The sequence below is a fragment of the Caenispirillum salinarum AK4 genome (assembly GCF_000315795.1).
GTDB classification, from domain to species: domain Bacteria; phylum Pseudomonadota; class Alphaproteobacteria; order Rhodospirillales; family Rhodospirillaceae; genus Caenispirillum; species Caenispirillum salinarum.
The window spans coordinates 1-19,492 of sequence record NZ_ANHY01000009.1 but is presented as its reverse complement, the minus strand read 5'-3'; the positions used below and the strand labels follow the sequence as shown (position 1 = coordinate 19,492).

The window sequence follows — 19,492 nt, the reverse complement described above, 5'->3', positions numbered from 1 at the left end:
CCGGGATGATGGGTGTCATCGTCCCGGATCATCGGGGCCGGGCCCGCGCGGAGGACGCTCAGATCATGCCCCTACTGGAGAACACCGGGCGCCGGATGCGCGGCGGACAGGGGATGCTGCCCGGCTTCTCCCACCTGGCCTATGCGCCGAGCCGCGGCGGCTTCGACGAGATGACCGGCGCCGACGGCGCCCTGCGCCCCCACTGGCGGGACTTCGCCGAAAACCTGTCGGACCTGTCGCGCCCCGAGATGCGGGCCCGCTGGGACCGCGGCCAGCGGCTGATCCGCGACAACGGGGTCACCTACAACGTCTACGGCGACCCCGAGGGCATGGACCGCCCCTGGCAGCTCGACCCGCTGCCGCTGCTCATGGACGGCAAGGAATGGGCGGGCATCGAGGCGGCGCTCAAGCAGCGCGCGACGCTTCTGACGCTCATCCTGGCCGACCTCTACGGCCCGCAGCGCCTGCTGACCGACGGCAAGCTGCCGCCGGCGCTGGTGTTCGGCAATCCCGGCTTCCTGCGCCCCCTGCACGGTGCCGGCGTGGGATCGGGCGCGAGTGCCGTCCGGCCGCTGCAGTTCTACGCCGCCGACCTGGCCCGCAGCCCCGACGGCGGATGGTGGGTGCTGGGCGACCGCACGGAAGCCCCCTCCGGCGCCGGCTACGCCCTGGAAAACCGCATCATCGTCAGCCGCGTGCTGCCCGACTTCTATCGCGGCACCAACGTTCACCGGCTGGCGGGCTGGTTCCTCAAGGCGCGCGACGCGCTCATCGGCATGGCGCCGCGCAATCCCGACAACCCGCGCGTGGTGCTGCTGACCCCCGGCCCCTACAACGAAACCTATTTCGAGCACGCCTACCTGGCGCGCTACATGGGCCTGACGCTGGTGGAGGGCGAGGACCTGACGGTGCGCGAGAACCGCGTCTACCTCAAGACCATGGAAGGCCTGAAGCCCGTCGACGTCATCCTGCGCCGCACCGACGGCGGGTTCTGCGATCCGCTGGACCTGCGCGGAGACTCCACCCTTGGCGTGCCCGGTCTGGTCGGTGCGGTGCAGGCCGGCACGGTCGCGGTCGCCAACGGCCTGGGATCGGGCCTGGTGGAAAGCCCGGCTTTCATGCCGTTCCTGCCGGGCCTGTGCAGGCACCTGCTGGGGGAGCCGTTGAAGCTGCCCGGCGTGGCGTCCTGGTGGTGCGGCCAAGAGCGCGAGCTGGCCTATGTGCTGGAAAACCTCCACCGCCTCGCCATCCGCCCGGCGTTCAGCGTGCAGGCGCCGGTGGTGAACGCCGGGCGCCTGTCGAAGGCCGAGCGCGCCAAACTGGCCGACCGCATCAAGGCCGACCCCATCCGCTGGGTGGCGCAGGAAAGCGTCACCCTGTCGACCGCGCCGGCCTGGACCGGCGACCGGCTGGAAACCCGCGCCGTCACGGTGCGCGCCCATGTGGTGCTGACCCGCAACGGGCCCGAGGTGCTGCCCGGCGGCCTCACCCGCACCGCCGCGCCGGGCTCGCTGTCGGTGTCCATGCAGGAAGGCGGCGGATCGAAGGACACATGGGTGCTGTCGGACGAGCCCGTGCCCGCCGTGTCCCTGCTGTCCAGCCGCGCCGCGCCCGCCAAGACGGTGCGCGGCAGCCGCGACCTGCCCTCGCGCGTGGCCGACAACACCTTCTGGCTCGGCCGCTACCTGGAGCGGTGCGAGGACACCACCCGCCTGCTGCGCGCCGCCATCAGCCGCACCGCCGAGGGCGCAGCCGGCGGCGGCGACCCGGAACTGGAAACCGTGCTGGGCCTGTTCGCGGTGATGGGGCACATCGGCCTCGACGACCCCCGTGCCGACCACGAGGCCCAGGACGAGCGGGTCCGCGAGCTGCTGATCCGCAACATGGACGACGCCGCCTTCATCGGGCTGCGCGGCACCATCCACAACATGCAGCGCACGGCCACCATCGTGCGCGACCGCCTGTCGCTGGACACCTGGCGCGGCATCAATCGTCTGGACGACCGCCTGCTGGCGCTCGGCCCCGGCGAGAACGTGGACCCCGACGACGCTCTGGCGGCGCTCAACGAAACCATCATGCTGCTGTCGGCGCTGTCGGGGCTGGCCAGCGAGAACATGACGCGCGGCCCCGGCTGGCGCTTCATGGACATCGGCCGCCGCCTGGAACGCGCCCTGCACGCCCTGGACCTGGCCTCCACCCTGCTGCTGGCCCCGGACGGCGAGTTGGGTCCGGCGCTGGACCTGGTGCTGGACGTGTCCGACAGCATCATGACCTACCGCGCACGCTATCTGGCGGCGCCGCAGGTGATGCCGGTGGCCGACCTGCTGCTGAGCGACGAGAGCAATCCCCGCTCGCTCGGTTTCCAGCTTGCGCGCCTGATGGAGCATTGCGACGCCCTGTCCGCCTACCGCCCCGACCGCATGTTCACGCCCGAACAGCGCATCATCATGAGCCTGCTCACCGGCGTGCGCACGCTGGACCTGTCGGTCCTGACCCTGGAGGACGACGCCGCGCCGGGCGAGGTGCGGCTGGGCGACCTGATCGGCACCATGCGGTCGGGCCTGTGGGACTTTTCCGAGACGCTGACGCGGCAGTATTTCGTCCATGCCGCCGAAGTGTCCGAACCGCCGTCGGCCTTCGTGGAACTGCTGGCGACCAAGGAGCGCGGCGCATGAGCGGGGCCGACGAAAAAAAGACGCCGACCAGGGCGGCCGCCTCCGCGACGGCCACCGGCGCACCACCCGGCGCCGCGCCGTCGGATGCGGCGGCCTCCGATGCCGCGACCTCGGATGCCGCCCGGGCCGCCGCGGCGGCGGCGGCCGATCCGCGCGCGGCGGTGACCTATCGCGTCACCCACGAAACGCGCTACGACTATTCGCAGCCGGTGACCATCAGCCACCACCTGGCCCACCTGCGTCCGCGCAACCTGGCGACCCAGCAGGTCCACCGCCACAGGCTGTCGGTCACGCCCCGCCCCAGCACCATGACGGAGCGGCGCGACTACTTCGGCAACGCGGCGTGCTATTTCACGCTGGAGGAAACGCACGATGAACTGCGCGCCGTCGCCGACAGCCTGGTGACCGTCGCGCCGCCGCGTCTGCCCGACCCCGACGGCACGCCGCCCTGGGAAAGCGTGCGCGATATGGTGCGCGACACCCGCCGCCGCGACCTGCTGGACGCCTGCCAGTACACCTTCGCCAGCCCCAACGTGCCCCTGCCGGCGGAGGTGCGGGACCTGGCGGCCGAGAGCTTCCCGCCGGACCGGCCGCTGCTGGAGGCGGTGCTGGACCTGACGGCGCGCATCCATGCCGACTTTTCCTATGATCCCGCCGCCACCACCGTCGCCACGCCGCTGGCCGAGGTGCTGGCGGAGCGGCGCGGCGTCTGCCAGGACTTCGCCCATCTGCAGATCGCCTGCCTGCGAGCGCTGGGCCTGCCCGCACGCTATGTCTCGGGCTACGTGCTCAGCCGCTCGCTGGACGAGATCGACCGCGTGCTGGAAGGCGCGGACGCCAGCCACGCCTGGGTGTCGGTCTACCTGCCCGACGGCGGCTGGATCGACGTCGACCCCACCAACGACAAGCTGCCGACGCGCGAGCATGTCACGGTCGCCTGGGGGCGGGATTTCAGCGACGTCAGCCCGCTCAAGGGGGTGATGATGGGCGGCGGGGCGCACACCGTCAGCGTCGGCGTCACCGTGGCACCGGTCCCGGCGGACGCGGCCGAGGCCGCCGCGCCGCCCGCCCACCAGCGCCGGGCGGAGCGACCCGAGCCCACGCTCCAGGCCGAACAACAGCAACAGCAACGCATGGGCGGGGCCGACCCGTTGTCTCCGTGACGACCCACGTGCAGGAGCCGACAGACGCCATGACCACCGTGCCGCGCATCCGCTTCCCAGCCCTGCCCGCCGCCGTTGCCGCCGCGCTTGTGGCCGCCTCCGGCTCGCCCGCCCCGGCCCAGGAGGCACCGGGAACGCCGCAGTCCGGCGACGGCGCCGCCAGCAAGCCGCCCGTCACCGCCCTGCAATGCAGCGGCAACGAACCGTTCTGGCGCATCGACATGGGTCCCGGAACGGCGCAGCTTCAGCGACCGGCCGGGGAAGAGGTGGAAAAGACCACCTTCACCGGCACGCTCGACAGCCTGGACCACCTGGACCCCGCCTGGCACGTCTGGCGCGGCGAGGCCGCCAGCGGCGACGGCGTGACCGACGCGCCCACCGGCGGCCTCGTGGTGGTCGCGCGCGAGGAGGCCTGCCGCGACACCATGCGCGGCGACCTGCACGACGCGCGCGCCGTGGTGGCCCTGCCCGGCGGCGGCACGGTCGACGGCTGCTGCACCCTCGGCGCCGCCCTCGCCGCGCCGGCCGTTACTGGCGACGGCGTGCCCTTCGCGGACTTCGGCGGCAAGCCGGTCGGCGACTGGAGCCGCGTGCTGCCCGACCTGCTGCCCGCCATCCAGACCTGCGTCGACGAGGCCGACGCTGCCGTGCAGTCGGTGCTCAAGGCCTGGCCCATGAACCGGGGCATGGTGGGCGTGCGGATGAAGACGGCCGACGACACCCTGCAGGACTGCGTCGCCACCAGCGGCGGAAAGGTCGACAGCGTCGAGGCCCTGCCGCAGACCGCCGAGCCGTTGCCCGACCAGGGCGAACCGGTTTACCTGCCCGGTCGCGCGACGCCGCCCGAGATAGACTGCGGCCGCCTGGAGCGGGTGTCCGGCCCGCAGGGCGAGGCGGTTTCTGGCTACCTGTTCTATGACGCGGGCTGCGACGCAGACGGTACCGCCCGGCAGTAGCGACCGGGCGGCCAACGCCTCATCCGAAAGGCGGACCCGTCGGCGCAAAATGTCTGGAAGCGCGGGGCAAAAAGGGGCACACTCCCCTCATCCGGATACCCCCTTTTCGCGGGGCTGACACCGGCGCGCCACCCGGACCGGCCGGCACAGGCCATGGCCCTGTCCGGGTCGCGCGCGCCGACGCTTGCGAGTGATGAGGCACGAGATGACCGAGATGACCCCGGCGACCCAGAGCCGAGCCGTGGCGAGCACCGACGCCCAGCACCAGGCCAACGCCATGCAGTCGGCCGACGAACAGGTGTTCGTGACGGTCTACGTCGCCGACCAGTTGTTCGGCCTGGCGGTGGAGCGGGTCCAGGACATCCTGATCCCCGAAAAGGTCGCGCGCATTCCGCTGGCGCCGCCGGAAGTGGCGGGCTCCATCAACCTGCGCGGCCGCATCGTCACCGTCATCGACGTGCGCACCCGCCTCGGCCTGCCGCCCAAGAAAAGCAAGGGCAACATCATGTGCGTCACCGTGGAGCAGGGGCAGGAGCTTTACAGCCTCCAGGTGGACAGCGTGGGCAACGTGCAAAGCCTGCCGGTCAGCCGCATCGAACCCAACCCGTCGACCCTGGACCCGCGCTGGCGCGGCATTTCCTCGGGCGTCGTGCGGCTGGAGGGCGAGCTGATGGTGGTGCTGGACATCGACGCCTTCCTGGACTTCGGCAATTAACACCGGTTGCCTCCGCCCCGGAGCCGTCCGCACGTTCCTGGCCGGCTTCGGGGCGATTTACTATTCACAAGGTAAGCAGTAGCACTTCTAATTAGGTGATTATCATATTGCTGTATTCGAATTAAGAACGATTTGCGGGAACCACGGCACCGTCCACCGCCAAAAAACCGGCGGCCGAAGGACGCGCCACAACGGACGCCGGAGCCGGGCGCGGCACGAACCGGCGTGGAGTGAGTGACATGAAGAATATCAAGATCGGCAAGAAACTGCTGCTCATCGTTGCCACGGCCCTGGCGGGCCTGGTGGTGCTGGTGGGCGTCGGCCTGTCCAGCCTGAACAGCACGCTGATGGACGACCGCCGCCTGCAGACGCGCGACCTGATCGAGGCCGCCCACGGTGTCGCCACCGAGTACATGGCCAAGGCCGAGGCCGGCGAGCTGACCGAGGACGAGGCCAAGGCCCGCGCCGCCGAGGCCATCGGCGCCATGCGCTATCGCGGCGGTTCCGAGTATTTCTTCATCACCCGCACCGACGGCACCATGGTGTCGCATCCCACGCAGTCGCTGGTGGGCACCAACGTCTCCGACCTGACGGACCCCAACGGCAAGGCCTTCATCCAGGACATGATCCAGGTGGTGAAGAGCAACGGCCAGGGTTACGTCAACTACATGTGGCCGCGCGCGGGCAGCGACCAGCCGATCGAAAAGCTGTCCTACGCCAAGGGCGTGCCCCAGTGGAACTGGATGATCGCCACCGGCATTTACCTGGATGACGTGTCCGCCGCCTTCTGGCGCGAGACCGCCACCTTCGGCATCGTGGCCGCGCTGTTGCTGGTCGCCATGGTGGTCCTGTCCACCTACGTCTCGCGCAGCATCACCACGCCGGTGCGCGGGCTGACGGGCGTCATGGAAGCCCTGACCGGCGGCAACAAGAGCGTCGAGGTGATCGGCACCGAGCGCAAGGACGAGATCGGCGACATGAGCCGCGCCGTGCTGGTCTTCAAGGACAGCATGATCAAGGCCGACCAGCTGTCGGCCGATCAGGCCAAGGAGCGCGAGGCCCGCGAGCGCCGCGCCGCCCGCGTCGACGAACTGACCAAGAGCTTCGGCAACGACATCGACCAGCTTCTGGAGGTGGTCGCCTCGGCCGCCACGGAACTGAACGCCACCGCCGAAAGCATGTCGGCCATCGGCGAGGAGACCACGCGCCAGGCCACTGCCGTTTCCGCGGCCTCGGACCAGGCGTCCTCCAACGTGCAGACGGTTGCGACGGCGGCCGAGGAACTGTCGGCCTCGATCTCCGAGATCGGCCGTCAGGTCAACCACTCCAGCGCCATCAGCCGGTCGGCCGCCGACGAGGCGCGCCGCACCAACGAGATCGTCACGGGCCTCGCCCAGTCGGCCGAACGCATCGGCGAGGTCGTCAGCCTGATCAACGACATCGCCGACCAGACCAACCTGCTTGCGCTCAACGCCACCATCGAGGCCGCGCGTGCGGGCGATGCCGGCAAGGGCTTCGCGGTGGTCGCCAACGAGGTGAAGAACCTCGCCGGCCAGGTCAGCCGCGCGACCGAAGAGATCAGCCAGCAGATTTCCCAGGTCCAGGGCGAGACCAAGTCGGCCGTGTCCGCCATCGAGGGCATCGTGCGCACGGTGGAGGAAGTGAACGAGGTGGCGTCGGCCATCGCCAGCGCGGTGGAAGAGCAGAACGCCGCGACGTCGGAGATCAGCCGCAACGTCCAGGAGGCCGCCGCCGGCTCGCAGGAGGTGTCGCGCAACATCTCCGGCGTGACGGAAGCCGCCCACGAGGCCGGCAGCGCCGCCCAGCAGGTGCTGGACGCCTCTCACCAGATGTCGGAACAGGCCGACAGCCTGAACGGCATCGTCAAGCGCTTCCTGCACGACGTGCGCGCCGCCTGACGGCGGGTCTCGCGGCCCAGGCACGAAAAAGGGCGTCCGGCTCAGGCCGGGCGCCCTTTTCTCATTCGGAGAGCGCGGCAGGATGGCCTGCAGCGTCTACGGATTCCTGCTTTCGCAGGAATGACGAATACATTTTTGTTCTATAACAAAAACCTAAAAAACCGTCGCCCCTGCGAAAGCAGGCGCTCACGCACGCCGCCTGCCCCCCGGAATGCGGCCGCCCGCCTCACGCCTCCTGTTTCTCCCGCAGGCGCTTCGCGTAATTGCGAATGGTCTCCACCATGCTGACCAGACCATTGCGGCGGTTGGGGCTGATGTGGTTTTCCAGTTCCAGCCGGTGCATCATCTCGGCCGGGTCGACGGACAGGATTTCCTCGGCCGTGCGGCCGGAATAGACCTTCAGCAGGATGGCGATCAGGCCCTTCACGATGAAGGCGTCCGAGTCGCCGCGGAAATGCAGGCGCGGCGGATCGCCGTCGTCGACCGTCGGCTTGATCCACACCTGGCTCATGCAGCCGGTGACCTTGGTCTCGTCGCCCTTCTCGGAATCCGGCAGGGCGTCCATCTGGCGGCCCAGGTCGACGATGTAGCCGTATTTGTCCTCCATCTCGTCGAACAGCGCGAAGTTTTCCGCCAGTTCGTCGATGGTTTCCTGCGGCGTCCCCGCCATGCCACTGATCCTCCGAATGCGTCTGTCGTTGCGCCCAACATAAGGAATACGGCGCGACCCTCAACCGCGAACCGGCGTTTCCCCTTGAAATGGGACCCGAGCGGTCCTATTAAAAAGGGACCGAATTAGTCCGTAATGCAAGGAGCTTCCGCAAGGCGGGCTCCGGGAAAGGCTGGAACGGCATGTTTCGCATCAACCGCATGACCGACTACGCCGTAGTGCTTCTGGTGGACATGGCGCGCAAGCGCACGGTTCGCTCGGCGCAGCAGATCGCCGCCGAAACCGGGGTGCCGCTGCCCACCGTGTCCAAGATCATGAAGACGCTCACGCGCGACGGGCTGGTCACCTCGGTCCGCGGGGCCGGCGGCGGCTATGCGCTGGGGCGCGAGCCCGGCGTGATTACGGTGGCGGACATGATCCAGGCCGTGGAGGGCCCCATCGCGCTGACCTCCTGCGTGGAGGAGGCCGAGGAGGAATGCGGGATCGAGAGCCTGTGCCCCATGCACGGCCACTGGACGCAGGTGAACACCGCCGTGCGCGGCGCGCTCGCCACCGTCTCCCTGGCCGACATGGCGGCCGACCAGCCCATGTTCGGGGTGCCGGCCCAATAGGCCGCCCGCCCCGCCCGATCGACGAACGACACCGGCGCTTGAACCGCGCCAGCACTTGGAACTCTGAAGGGACGTAGCAGCCATGGCGGCGACCGAATCCACCGTCAAGACCGTCCGCGAGATGGAGCGCTACAAGTACGGCTTCGAGACCGACATCGAGGTCGAGACGGCGCCCAAGGGCCTGAACGAGGACATCATCAAGTTCATTTCGGCCAAGAAAAACGAGCCGGAATGGATGCTGGAATGGCGCCTGAAGGCCTATCGCCTGTGGCTCACCCTGGAGGAGCCCAGCTGGCAGAAGGTCAAGTTCCCGCCCATCGACTATCAGGATGCGTATTACTACGCAGCGCCCATCCAGAAGGCCGGGCCGAAAAGCCTGGACGAGGTCGATCCCAAGCTTCTGGAAACCTACGAGAAGCTGGGCATCCCGCTGAAGGAGCAGGAAATCCTCGCGGGTGTCGAGGGCGCCGGACAGCCGGACGTGCCCGACATGGGCTCCAACGTGGCCGTGGACGCGGTGTTCGACTCGGTCTCGGTCGCCACGACCTATAAGAAGAAGCTGGAGGAGAAGGGTGTCATCTTCTGCTCCATCTCCGAGGCGATCCAGAATCACCCGGAGCTGGTGAAGAAGTACCTGGGCAGCGTGGTGCCGCAGGGCGACAACTATTTCGCCTGCCTGAACTCGGCCTGCTTCACCGACGGCAGCTTCGTCTACATCCCCAAGGGCGTGCGCTGCCCCATGGAGCTGTCGACGTACTTCCGCATCAACCAGAAGAACACCGGCCAGTTCGAGCGCACGCTCATCATCGCCGACGATGACAGCTACGTCAGCTATCTGGAGGGTTGCACCGCCCCGCAGCGCGACGAGAACCAGCTGCACGCCGCCGTGGTCGAGCTGGTGGCGCTGGAGAACGCCGAGATCAAGTACTCCACGGTGCAGAACTGGTATCCGGGCGACGAGGACGGGCGCGGCGGCGTCTACAACTTCGTGACCAAGCGCGCCGCCTGCCGGGGTAACAACTCCAAGGTCATGTGGACGCAGGTGGAGACGGGCTCCGCCATCACCTGGAAGTATCCGTCCTGCATCCTGCAGGGGGACAACTCGGTGGGCGAGTTCTATTCCGTCGCCATCACCAACAACATGCAGCAGGCCGACACCGGCACCAAGATGATCCACATCGGCAAGAACACGTCGTCGAAGATCATCTCCAAGGGTATTTCCGCCGGCCGCGCCGACCAGACGTACCGCGGGCTGGTGCGCGTGCTGCCGAAGGCGGAGAACGCGCGCAACTTCACGCAGTGCGACTCCTTGCTGATCGGCAGCGACTGCGGCGCCCACACGGTGCCCTACATCGAGAGCAAGAACCCCTCGGCCAAGGTGGAGCACGAGGCGACCACCAGCCGCATCAGCGACGACCAGCTGTTCTACTGCATGCAGCGCGGGCTCAACCAGGAAGAGGCCGTCGGCCTGATCGTCAACGGCTTCTGCAAGGACGTGCTCCAGACGCTTCCCATGGAATTCGCCGTGGAAGCACAGAAGCTGGTCAACATTTCGCTCGAAGGCAGCGTCGGGTAATCACACGGACGGGAATGAAGAATATGGCTCCGCTTATCGAGATCAAGGACCTGCACGCCTCCGTCGACGGCAAGGAGATCATCAAGGGTCTCTCGCTGACCATCAACGCAGGCGAGGTTCACGCCCTGATGGGCCCCAACGGTGCGGGCAAGTCGACCCTCTCGGCCGTCGTCGCCGGGCGCGAGGGCTACGAGGTCACCGGCGGCCAGGTGCTGCTGAACGGCAAGGACATCGCCGACATGGAGGCGGACGAGCGCGCCGTCGCGGGCATCTTCCTGGCCTTCCAGTACCCGGTGGAGATCCCCGGCGTCGGCACCACGACGTTCCTCAAGGCCGCCATCAACGCCCGCCGCCGCGCCCGTGGCGAGGGCGAGATCGAGCCCATGGAGTTCCTCAAGCTGCTGCGCGCCAAGCAGAAGGAACTGGACATCCCCGACGAGATGATCAAGCGCCCGGTCAACATGGGCTATTCCGGCGGCGAGAAGAAGCGCGCCGAGACCCTGCAGATGTCCATGCTGGAGCCCGCCTTCTGCATCCTGGACGAGACGGACTCGGGCCTCGACATTGACGCGCTGAAGGTGGTGTCGGACGGCGTGAACGCCATGCGCAGCCCGGACCGGGGCTTCCTGGTCATCACCCACTACCAGCGCCTGCTCAACTACATCGTGCCCGACTACGTGCACGTTTTCGCCGGTGGCCGCATCGTCAAGTCGGGCGGCAAGGAACTGGCGCTGGAGCTGGAAGAGAAGGGCTACGCCGAGTTCACCGAGCAGGCCGCGTAAGCACACGCCGCGCGCCGCGAGGACGAAGGACGAGAGAGACATCATGGCCGAGACCAACGCCATCACCCCCGCCGCCTTGAGCGACACCCTGCCCGGCGCCGGCTCCGCCCTGCCCGGCGGCCAAATCGCCTGGGTGCGCCACGCCCGCGAGGAAGGCGCCAAGCTCTGGCAGGCCCACGGCGCGCCGACGGTGAAGGTGGAGCAGTGGAAGTACACCAACCTGCGCGAGATGCTGAAGGTGCCCTTCCGTCCGGCCCGCCCGGCGCACGAAATCGGCCTGGAGACCATTCCGGCCGGCGATGCACTGACACTGGACGCCCATGTGCTGGTCTTCGTCAACGGCCATTTCTCGGCCGAGATGTCGGACTTGGACACCCTGCCCAAGGGTGTCGCCGTGTCCACCCTCGCCACCCTGCTGGAGACCGAGCCGCACGCGGTGGAGCCCTTCATCGGGCGCCTGGCGGATGCCGCCGACCTGCCCTTCGCCGCCCTGAACCAGGGCGCGCTGGAGGACGGCTTCGTCGTGCGGGTCAAGACCGGCACGGCGCTGGAAAAGCCGCTGCACATCGTGCAGGTGAGCGCTGCGGAAGACGAGCCGACCGCCCACCAGCCGCGCAACGTGGTGGTGCTGGAGAACGGTGCGGTGGCGACCGTGCTGGAAAGCTGGATCGGCACCACCTCGGACACCCCGAGCCTGCGCAATGCGGTGACGGAAATCCATGTGGCGCAGGACGCGGTGCTCACCCATCAGATCCTCCAGAACCTGCCGGAGAGGGCCTACAACGTGGCGGCGACGGCGGTGAAGGTGGAGGCCAAGGGCGTCTACGACAGCTTCGTGCTTCAGGTGGGCGGAAAGCTCTCGCGCCACGACCTGCGGGTGGAACTGGCCGGCCGGCATGCCGAGTGCCGCCTCAACGGCGCCTACGGCGCGTCCGGCACGCAGCACATGGACACCACCAGCTTCATCGACCATGCCGTGCCCGAGTGCACGTCCAATGAAATCTACAAGGGCGTGCTGGCGGGCAAGGCCAAGGGCGTCTTCCAGGGCAAGATCCTGGTCCGCCGCGAGGCCCAGCAGACCGACGGCAACCAGCTCCACAAGGCGCTGCTGCTGGAGCGCGGGGCCGAGGTCGACACCAAGCCCGAGCTGGAAATCTACGCCGACGACGTCACGTGCAGCCACGGCGCCACCACCGGCGAACTGGACCCGGTGGCGCTGTTCTACCTGCGCTCGCGCGGGATCGACCCGGAGACGGCGCGCATGCTGCTGATCGAGGGCTTCCTGGACGACGTGGTGGAGCGCATTCCCGGCGAGGCCAACCGCGAGGCCTTCAAGGAGGTCATCCATCGCTGGCAGCGCCGCCAGGTCGACACCATCGACCCGGCGCTGGGCTGAGACAGGTTTAGGGGACGAGCAACCATGACAACTGCGAATGCAGTCGACCGTACCGAAACCGCAACGATCGCGCCCGAGGCCCCCGGCTTCGACGTGGCGGCCGTGCGTGCCGACTTCCCCATCCTGGCCCAGACCGTGCGCGGCAAGCCGCTCACCTACCTGGACAGCGGCGCCAGCGCGCAGAAGCCCAAGGCGGTGATAGACGCGATTACCAGCCTCTATACGCACGACTACGCCAACGTCCACCGCGGCGCCTACTCGCTGTCGGAGAAGTCCACCAGCCTGTACGAGGGTTCGCGCGAGATCGCCCGGCGCTTCATCAACGCCGAGAGCACCCGCGAGGTGGTCTTCACCAAGGGCGCGACGGAAGCCATCAACCTGGTCGCCAACACCTACGGTCGCAGTTTCCTGTCCGAGGGTGACGAGGTCATCATTTCGGAACTGGAACATCACTCCAACATCGTGCCGTGGCAGATGCTGCGCGACGAGAAGGGGCTGGTGCTGAAGGTCGTGCCCATCACCGACGACGGCGCCTTCGACCTGGAGGCGTTCAAGGGCCTGCTGACCGAGCGCACCAAGATCGTTTCGGTGGCGCATGTTTCCAACGTACTGGGGACCGTCCTGCCGGTGAAGGAAATCACCCAGGCCGCCCATGCCGTCGGCGCGCGGGTGCTGGTCGACGGCTGCCAAGGCGCCGTGCACATCCCCGTCGACGTGCAGGACCTGGACTGCGACTTCTATGTCTTCTCCGGTCACAAGCTGTACGGCCCCACCGGCGTGGGCATCCTGTACGGCAAGGAAGCCCTGCTCGACGCCATGCCCCCCTGGCAGGGCGGCGGCGACATGATCGCCACCGTCACCTTCGAGAAATCCACCTGGGCCGAACTGCCGGCCAAGTTCGAGGCCGGCACCCCGCCCATTTCCGCCGCCATTGCGCTGGGCGCGGCCATGGACTACGTCTCGGCCCTGGGCCTGGAAAAGATCGCCGCGCACGAGCACGCCCTGCTCAACTACGCCCAGCAGCAGCTCGCCAGCGTGGAGGGGCTGACGCTCTACGGCACCACGCCGGGCAAGTGCGCGGTGATGAGCTTCACCATGGACTGCGCCCATCCGCACGACATCGCCACCATCCTGGATCAGTCCGGCGTGTGCATCCGCGCCGGCCACCACTGTGCGCAGCCGGTGATGGAGCGCTTCGGCGTACCGGCCATGGGCCGCGCGTCGCTGGGCATGTACAACACCCGTGACGACATCGACCGGCTCATCAAGGGCCTTGGCAGCGTGCGCAAGATTTTCGGATGACCCGCGACTTCATTCTGACCCCGAACCGACCGCAGGACCCGCAGCAGGACAACGAGGCAAGCGACATGAGCGTGATGCGTCCCCCGATGATGGCTCCCGAGCCGCCGCCGCCGGAAGGCGACCTGTCGGCCGACGCCGGCGAGAAGCTGCCCGAGGGCACGCAGCCGGCCACCGACGACCAGATCGTCGAGGCCCTGCGCACCGTTTACGACCCGGAAATCCCGGTCAACATCTATGACCTGGGCCTGATCTACAACGTCGACATCAAGCCCGACGGCGACGTCTCGGTGGTCATGACCCTGACCGCCCCGGCCTGCCCCGTCGCCGGCGAGATGCCGGGCGAGGTGGCCGAGGCCGTGGCCGCCGTCGACAACGTGGGCAAGGTCCACGTCGAACTGACCTGGGAGCCGCCCTGGACGCCCGAGCGCATGAGCGACGAGGCCAAGATCGCCCTGGATATGTTCTGATTTGCGGCCCATATCGTGGGCAACGAGAGAACGAACCCTGGTTTTAGGAGAGTTGGCATGAGCGCTCCGGTCCTCACCCTGACCGACGCCGCCGCCGATCGCGTGAAGACCCTGATCGCCAAGTCGGACAAGCCCGTGGAGGGCCTGCGCGTGGGCGTCAAGACCACCGGATGTTCCGGCATGTCCTATGTGGTGGAATACGCCGAGGAGAAGAAGCCGTTCGAGGACATGATCGAAGACAAGGGTGTGAAGATCTTCATCGACCCCGCTGCCTTCATGTTTCTGCTGGGCTCCACCATGGACTACGAGGAAGGGAAACTGCGGTCCGGCTTCACCTTCACCAATCCGAACGAGACCGCGCGCTGCGGTTGCGGCGAAAGCTTCTCGGTCGGCTGAGCGGAGTCCTTTCTTCGAAGGCGCTTATGCCCTTCGGCCTATTCCCCTTTTCTTCTTGTCCCTTTATCACTACTGGTGCCCGCCTGGAAAAGGCGGGCACGAGATCGTGACGCTGTCGCGGGACAGCGGAAGAAGGGAAAGAAGATATGTCGAATGATGCGGGCGCGAGCGATCGCGCCATCCGGGCCCAGGTCCTGCTGTCCCAGAAAAAGAGCATGGGCATGGCGCTGCTGCTGACCCTGCTGTTCGGCCCGCTGGGCATGATCTATGCGACGATCCTCGGCGCGATCATCATGCTGGTCGTCACCCTCGCCGTCGGCACGTTCACCCTGGGATTCGGGCTTCTGATCACATGGCCGGTCTGCCTGATCTGGACGGCCATGTCCGTTGCGGGGCGGAACAAGTCGATCGACCGGCGGGCGCTCGCCGCCTGACGGGAATACGCGCGGGGCCGTACCGTGTGCTCGGCACACGCCTTCGGCTCCGCGGGAGCGACGCGGCCAGGGCCGGCACTCATGGGTGCCGGCCTTTTTCGTGCGCCGCTGTTGGCGGACGCGGTCAGGGATGGCATCGTGACCGAGCGGACGCAGTGCCACCCCGCGAGACGAGGCCCGCCATGCCGTCAACTTCCCGCCTCCCCACCGCCTCCCCTTCCGCGACCGACGCCGGGGCCCTGGGGCTCGACGACGCCCGTCTGTCCCTGCTGGAAACCGCCGCCCGCGCGCCCAGCGGGCACAACGCCCAGCCCTGGCGTGTCACCTTGCGGGATGCGCGGCACTGGACGCTCGACATCGCGCCGGACCGCCGCCTGCCTGCCGTGGACCCCGAGGATCGGGAGGCCGTCATTTCGCTCGGCGCCTTTCTCGAAACGCTGGAAACCGCCGCACCGGCGCTGGGGCTGGCGGTCCGCGAGGTGGAGGTCGCGCCCGGGCCCGAGGTGCGCCTTTCCGTGGTGGACGGCCCGCGCGCCGACGACCCGGCAGGCCTTGAAGCCATTTGGGCGCGGCGCACCCGGCGCCGTGGCCTGCGGCCGGACCCGCTGCCCGATGATGTGGTCGCGGACCTGCTCGACGACATGCCCGACGTGCGCTTCATCGGCCGCGGCACCCACGAGGCCGACGGGCTGGCCGAGGCGGCGGCCGAGGGCGCGCGCCACCAGACCGCCCGGGACGATGCGCAGGAGGAACTGTCGCACTGGATCCGCTGGCGCCGCTCCGAGGAAGCCCGCAGGCCCACGGGTCTGACGCCGGAGAGCATGGAGATGCCGGCGCCGCTTCGATGGCTCGCCCACGCCGTCTTCACCCCAGCGACGGTGCTGTCGTCCGGCTTCCGCAAACAGGGCACGGCGCTGGCCACCCGACAGGCGCAGGAGGGGGCCGGATGGTTCGTCGTGTTCACGCCCGATGCCTCGGCGCCCGCGCTCATCGATGCCGGGCAACGGTATCAGCGGCTTGGCCTGCGGGGCGTGCGTCACGGCATCGGCCTGCATCCCATGAGCCAGATGCTGGAGGAACCAGCCGTGCGCGATCGCGTGGCGGCCCTTCTGAAGGCGCCGCGGGACACGGTGCAGATGGTGCTGAGAACCGGGTACGCCCGCCCTGCCGCCCCTCCGCCGGGGCCGCGACTGCCCGTCCCCGCCTTCGTGCGAAGGGCGGAGTGAGTCGGCGCTGTGGCGTTGAGGAGCCCCGAGAGGGCAGTTCATGCGTGGTAAGAGTGCGAGTCCGGCTTGGATCGCAGCTCCGCGGCTGCTACGACAGTCGCGACGCGGTCACTGAAAAGTTTCAGTGCAAATGGCGCGAAAGGCGCTCTTCCTGGTGCTGCGCATCGGCGATGGCGATGGCGATCTCACGGTGGCGAACGACCGCGATGACGTCTCCGCCCATGGTGGTGACGCGGTATCCAAGGATCGCCCCGTCGGGACCGGTGGCGGGGGCGACCATGATGTCGGCGGCTGTATAGAGAACTGAGTCGAACGGCATGACACGAAACCCCAAGAACGTGACTGAGGCCTTGATAACACGGTGGGTTCCATCGCCGTGACAAAAAAGTGAGTTCATTGGGGCATTCTTTGGTCTAGGCGGTGGTTTTACCTCCTTCGATATGTCTCTACCACCGATCCAGCCTACCTCCTCTTGCTTAAACCTGACCCCTCTGCACAGGTTCTTGCACAGTTTTATCCACAGATCGCAAAATATTGGGCCGGCGGGCGCGAAAAGGGTTGTCGTAGAGCCTTGGTCGCACGCCATCCGGCGATGCGCTCCAACGCCCCGGATTAAGCCGAGTCGCACCGAAAACACCCCCGCCGGAAGCCGGCGGGGGTGTTTTGCGAGTCGCTTCGACTCGGGCAGAAGGATTGTGGCGGCTCAGGTGATGACGGTGGGCGCGTCGCGGCCGACCTTGCCGGGAATGTCGGCGATTTCCTTGGACAGGCCGATCAGGTCAGCCAGGGCCTCCTGCGTGTCACCCTCGTGCTTCGCGGGATCGGGCTCGTACCGCTCGATGTAGACCCGCAGGGTCGCGCCGGCGGTGCCCGTGCCGGACAGGCGGTAGACGATGCGCGCGCCGTCCTCGAACCCGATGCGAATGCCCTGCTTCTCGGCCACCGAGCCGTCCACCGGATCGGTGTAGGCGAAATCGTCGGCCAGCGCGACGGTGCGGCCGCCCAGCGTGGTGCCCGACAGCCCCGACAGCTTGCCGCGCAGGGCATTCATCAGGTCTTCCGCCGCCGCGCCCTCAAGGCCCTCGTAATCGTGGCGGGAATAGAACGTGCGGCCGTATTCCGCCCAGTGGGCCCGCAGGATGTCGGCGACACCCTCCTTCCGCGCGGCCAGGACGTTGAGCCACATCAGCACCGCCCACAGGCCGTCCTTCTCGCGCACGTGGTCGGAGCCCGTGCCGAAGCTCTCCTCGCCGCACAGCGTCACCTTGCCGGCGTCCAGCAGGTTGCCGAAGAACTTCCAGCCCGTCGGCGTTTCGTAGGCCGCGATGCCCATCTTTTCCGCCACCCGGTCGGCGGCGCGGCTGGTGGGCATGGAGCGCGCCACACCCGCCACGCCCTTGGCGTAGCCCGGCGCCAGATGCGCATTGGCGGTCAGGATCGCCAGGCTGTCGGACGGCGTGACGTAGGTGTGCGGCCCCAGGATCATGTTGCGGTCGCCGTCACCGTCGGACGCAGCGCCCAGGTCGGGCGCGTCGGGGCCGTACATGATCTCCACCAGTTCCTTGGCGTGGACCAGGTTGGGGTCCGGGTGACCACCGCCGAAGTCCTCCAGCGGCTCGCCGTTCATCACCGTGCCGGCCGGGGCGCCCAGGCGGTTTTCCAGGATCTCGCGGGCATAGGGACCAGTGACCGCGTGCATGGCGTCGAAGCGCATGCGGAAGCCGCCCTGGAACATCGCGCGGATGGCATCGAAGTCGAACAGCTTTTCCATCAGCGCCGCATAGTCCGCCACGGGGTCGATGACCTCCACCACCATGTCGCCGAGCGTCTGCTCGCCTGGCACGTCCAGGTCCACGTCGCCGGCGTCCAGGATGCGGTACGCGCTGATCTCCTGAGTGCGGGCGTGGATGGCGTTGGTCACCTTCTCGGGCGCCGGCCCGCCGGCGGAGACGTTGTACTTGATCCCGAAGTCCTCGTCCGGCCCGCCAGGATTGTGGCTGGCCGAGAGGACGATGCCGCCGAAGGCCTGGTGTTCGCGGATGACGCAGGACACCGCCGGCGTGGACAGGATGCCCCCCTGCCCCACCTTCGCCCGGCCGAACCCGTTGGCGGCGGCCATCTTCAGGATGGTCTGCACGGCGGTGCGGTTGTAGAAGCGGCCGTCCCCGCCGACCACCAGCGTCTTGCCCGCAAACCCCTCCAGGCTGTCGAAAATGGACTGGACGAAATTCTCCAGGTAATTCGGCTGCCGGAAGACGGACACCTTCTTGCGCAGGCCCGAGGTGCCGGGCTTCTGGCCGTCGAAGGGCGTGGTGGCGACGGTCTTGACGGACATGGAACATCCTCCACGGTCGGGGTGGATGAAGGGTGGCGCGGCGGCAGACAGCCCGCCGCCCGTTCGTTCAACGCGCGAAAAGGGGCCGCAGGACGCGGCCCCGCAAGGCAGGATCAGGCCTCGCCCTTGCGGCCGTAGGGCCAGGGGCGGCCGACGGACGAATAGGTGAAGCCGGCGTCGGCCATCATCTCGGGCTCGTAGATGTTGCGCAGGTCGACCATCACCGGCGCCGCCATCAGGCGCTTCACCCGCGCCAGGTCCAGCGAGCGGAACTCGTTCCACTCGGTCAGGATCGCCAGCACGTCGGCCCCTTCCATGGTGTCGTAGGCATTGTCGCAGTAGGTGATACCGTCCAGCAGCTTTTTCGCCTCGTCCATGCTCTCGGGGTCGAAGGCCCGCACTTCCGCGCCGGCCTCCAGAAGCGCGGGGACGATGTCCAGCGCCGGGGCGTCGCGCATGTCGTCGGTGTTGGGCTTGAAGGCCAGGCCCAGAATGGCGACCGTCTTGCCCGCGAGGCTGCCGCCGGCGGCGGCGATGATGCGCTCGGCCATGGCCTTCTTGCGCTTGGCGTTGATGTCGACCACCGTCTCGATGATGCGCAGCGGGCTGTCGAGGTCGCGTGCGGTGCGCACCAGGGCCAGCGTGTCCTTGGGGAAGCACGATCCGCCGTAGCCCGGGCCGGGGTGCAGGAACTTGCGCCCGATGCGGTTGTCCAGACCGATGCCCTTGGCGACGTCGTGGACGTCGGCGCCGGCCTTCTCGCACAGATCGGCGACCTCGTTGATGAAGGTGATCTTCGCCGCCAGGAAGGTATTGGCGGCGTATTTGATCATCTCCGACGTTTCCAGGTTGGTGAACAGGATCGGCGT

18 protein-coding genes are annotated in these 19,492 nt (G+C 68.0%); 14 read left to right on the top strand and 4 right to left on the bottom strand.

What is annotated here, in order from left to right; genetic code table 11:
- The first annotated feature begins 65 nt into the window (after positions 1-65).
- The 5 genes from C882_RS10910 (at position 66) to C882_RS10890 (ending at position 7,428) form a co-directional block, all read left to right on the top strand.
- A complete protein-coding gene (locus C882_RS10910; protein ID WP_009540653.1) occupies positions 66-2,675 on the top strand; it encodes a circularly permuted type 2 ATP-grasp protein in 2,610 nt (869 codons plus the stop codon).
- Positions 2,672-3,838, top strand: coding sequence for a transglutaminase family protein (locus C882_RS10905; RefSeq protein ID WP_009540652.1), 1,167 nt, complete (start codon positions 2,672-2,674; stop codon positions 3,836-3,838). The genes C882_RS10910 and C882_RS10905 overlap by 4 nt, the downstream gene beginning before the upstream one ends.
- Positions 3,839-3,867: 29 nt before the next feature.
- Positions 3,868-4,794 carry a hypothetical protein gene (locus C882_RS10900; protein ID WP_009540651.1) on the top strand — a complete coding sequence of 309 codons (927 nt, stop codon included), beginning with the start codon at positions 3,868-3,870 and terminating at the stop codon, positions 4,792-4,794.
- 205 nt (positions 4,795-4,999) lie between these two features.
- Positions 5,000-5,509 (top strand): chemotaxis protein CheW, encoded by a 510-nt coding sequence (locus C882_RS10895; protein WP_009540650.1) that lies wholly within the window; start codon positions 5,000-5,002, stop codon positions 5,507-5,509.
- Between the two features lie 239 nt (positions 5,510-5,748).
- The gene (locus C882_RS10890) at positions 5,749-7,428 is read left to right on the top strand and encodes a methyl-accepting chemotaxis protein (RefSeq protein ID WP_009540649.1); all 1,680 of its coding nucleotides are present in this window, start codon (positions 5,749-5,751) and stop codon (positions 7,426-7,428) included.
- 226 nt (positions 7,429-7,654) lie between these two features.
- Here C882_RS10890 and C882_RS10885 read toward each other — a convergent pair whose 3' ends face one another.
- Entirely contained in the window at positions 7,655-8,098 is a 444-nt protein-coding gene (locus tag C882_RS10885; protein ID WP_009540648.1) for a SufE family protein, read from the bottom strand.
- 182 nt (positions 8,099-8,280) lie between these two features.
- On the opposite strand from C882_RS10885, the gene C882_RS10880 reads away from it, so the two are divergent.
- From C882_RS10880 to C882_RS10840, 9 genes are all read left to right on the top strand, one after another.
- Positions 8,281-8,709 carry an SUF system Fe-S cluster assembly regulator gene (locus C882_RS10880; protein WP_009540647.1) on the top strand — a complete coding sequence of 143 codons (429 nt, stop codon included), beginning with the start codon at positions 8,281-8,283 and terminating at the stop codon, positions 8,707-8,709.
- Between the two features lie 82 nt (positions 8,710-8,791).
- Complete coding sequence (gene sufB, locus C882_RS10875; protein WP_009540646.1) at positions 8,792-10,285, top strand: Fe-S cluster assembly protein SufB; 1,494 nt, start codon at positions 8,792-8,794, stop codon at positions 10,283-10,285.
- Between the two features lie 14 nt (positions 10,286-10,299).
- Complete coding sequence (gene sufC, locus C882_RS10870; protein ID WP_009540645.1) at positions 10,300-11,067, top strand: Fe-S cluster assembly ATPase SufC; 768 nt, start codon at positions 10,300-10,302, stop codon at positions 11,065-11,067.
- 43 nt (positions 11,068-11,110) lie between these two features.
- Entirely contained in the window at positions 11,111-12,463 is a 1,353-nt protein-coding gene (gene sufD / locus C882_RS10865; RefSeq protein ID WP_009540644.1) for a Fe-S cluster assembly protein SufD, read from the top strand.
- A gap of 24 nt (positions 12,464-12,487) precedes the next feature.
- Complete coding sequence (locus C882_RS10860; protein ID WP_009540643.1) at positions 12,488-13,765, top strand: cysteine desulfurase; 1,278 nt, start codon at positions 12,488-12,490, stop codon at positions 13,763-13,765.
- Positions 13,762-14,232, top strand: a complete 471-nt coding sequence (locus C882_RS10855) for an SUF system Fe-S cluster assembly protein (RefSeq protein WP_009540642.1) — start codon at positions 13,762-13,764, stop codon at positions 14,230-14,232. The genes C882_RS10860 and C882_RS10855 overlap by 4 nt, the downstream gene beginning before the upstream one ends.
- 57 nt (positions 14,233-14,289) lie before the next feature.
- Positions 14,290-14,628: a HesB/IscA family protein gene (locus tag C882_RS10850; RefSeq protein ID WP_009540641.1), complete on the top strand. Its 339-nt coding sequence runs from the start codon at positions 14,290-14,292 to the stop codon at positions 14,626-14,628.
- Between the two features lie 146 nt (positions 14,629-14,774).
- Positions 14,775-15,062, top strand: coding sequence for a hypothetical protein (locus C882_RS10845; RefSeq protein ID WP_009540640.1), 288 nt, complete (start codon positions 14,775-14,777; stop codon positions 15,060-15,062).
- Positions 15,063-15,244: 182 nt separating this feature from the next.
- A complete protein-coding gene (locus C882_RS10840) occupies positions 15,245-16,288 on the top strand; it encodes an Acg family FMN-binding oxidoreductase (protein WP_009540639.1) in 1,044 nt (347 codons plus the stop codon).
- A gap of 121 nt (positions 16,289-16,409) precedes the next feature.
- Here the strand turns inward: C882_RS10840 and C882_RS10835 are convergent, their stop codons facing one another.
- The 3 genes from C882_RS10835 to C882_RS10825 all read right to left on the bottom strand — a co-directional run.
- Positions 16,410-16,607 carry a hypothetical protein gene (locus C882_RS10835; RefSeq protein WP_009540638.1) on the bottom strand — a complete coding sequence of 66 codons (198 nt, stop codon included), beginning with the start codon at positions 16,605-16,607 and terminating at the stop codon, positions 16,410-16,412.
- A 384-nt stretch (positions 16,608-16,991) separates the two neighbouring features.
- Positions 16,992-18,623: an alpha-D-glucose phosphate-specific phosphoglucomutase gene (locus C882_RS10830; protein WP_009540637.1), complete on the bottom strand. Its 1,632-nt coding sequence runs from the start codon at positions 18,621-18,623 to the stop codon at positions 16,992-16,994.
- Between the two features lie 113 nt (positions 18,624-18,736).
- Positions 18,737-19,492 (bottom strand): UDP-glucose dehydrogenase family protein (locus C882_RS10825; protein ID WP_043645023.1); only part of this gene is annotated, 756 nt, incomplete at its 5' end.

What these genes read in the sequence shown, in the direction of transcription:
- sufB (WP_009540646.1), top strand. Translation starts at nt 8,792, where the DNA reads ATGGCGGCGACCGAATCCACCGTCAAGACCGTCCGCGAGATGGAGCGC.
- C882_RS10845 (WP_009540640.1), top strand. Translation starts at nt 14,775, where the DNA reads ATGTCGAATGATGCGGGCGCGAGCGATCGCGCCATCCGGGCCCAGGTC.
- C882_RS10890 (WP_009540649.1), top strand. Translation starts at nt 5,749, where the DNA reads ATGAAGAATATCAAGATCGGCAAGAAACTGCTGCTCATCGTTGCCACG.
- sufC (WP_009540645.1), top strand. Translation starts at nt 10,300, where the DNA reads ATGAAGAATATGGCTCCGCTTATCGAGATCAAGGACCTGCACGCCTCC.
- C882_RS10885 (WP_009540648.1), bottom strand. Translation starts at nt 8,098, where the DNA reads ATGGCGGGGACGCCGCAGGAAACCATCGACGAACTGGCGGAAAACTTC.
- C882_RS10860 (WP_009540643.1), top strand. Translation starts at nt 12,488, where the DNA reads ATGACAACTGCGAATGCAGTCGACCGTACCGAAACCGCAACGATCGCG.
- C882_RS10910 (WP_009540653.1), top strand. Translation starts at nt 66, where the DNA reads ATGCCCCTACTGGAGAACACCGGGCGCCGGATGCGCGGCGGACAGGGG.
- C882_RS10905 (WP_009540652.1), top strand. Translation starts at nt 2,672, where the DNA reads ATGAGCGGGGCCGACGAAAAAAAGACGCCGACCAGGGCGGCCGCCTCC.
- C882_RS10850 (WP_009540641.1), top strand. Translation starts at nt 14,290, where the DNA reads ATGAGCGCTCCGGTCCTCACCCTGACCGACGCCGCCGCCGATCGCGTG.
- C882_RS10835 (WP_009540638.1), bottom strand. Translation starts at nt 16,607, where the DNA reads ATGCCGTTCGACTCAGTTCTCTATACAGCCGCCGACATCATGGTCGCC.
- C882_RS10880 (WP_009540647.1), top strand. Translation starts at nt 8,281, where the DNA reads ATGTTTCGCATCAACCGCATGACCGACTACGCCGTAGTGCTTCTGGTG.
- C882_RS10840 (WP_009540639.1), top strand. Translation starts at nt 15,245, where the DNA reads ATGCCGTCAACTTCCCGCCTCCCCACCGCCTCCCCTTCCGCGACCGAC.
- C882_RS10895 (WP_009540650.1), top strand. Translation starts at nt 5,000, where the DNA reads ATGACCGAGATGACCCCGGCGACCCAGAGCCGAGCCGTGGCGAGCACC.
- C882_RS10900 (WP_009540651.1), top strand. Translation starts at nt 3,868, where the DNA reads ATGACCACCGTGCCGCGCATCCGCTTCCCAGCCCTGCCCGCCGCCGTT.
- sufD (WP_009540644.1), top strand. Translation starts at nt 11,111, where the DNA reads ATGGCCGAGACCAACGCCATCACCCCCGCCGCCTTGAGCGACACCCTG.
- C882_RS10830 (WP_009540637.1), bottom strand. Translation starts at nt 18,623, where the DNA reads ATGTCCGTCAAGACCGTCGCCACCACGCCCTTCGACGGCCAGAAGCCC.
- C882_RS10855 (WP_009540642.1), top strand. Translation starts at nt 13,762, where the DNA reads ATGACCCGCGACTTCATTCTGACCCCGAACCGACCGCAGGACCCGCAG.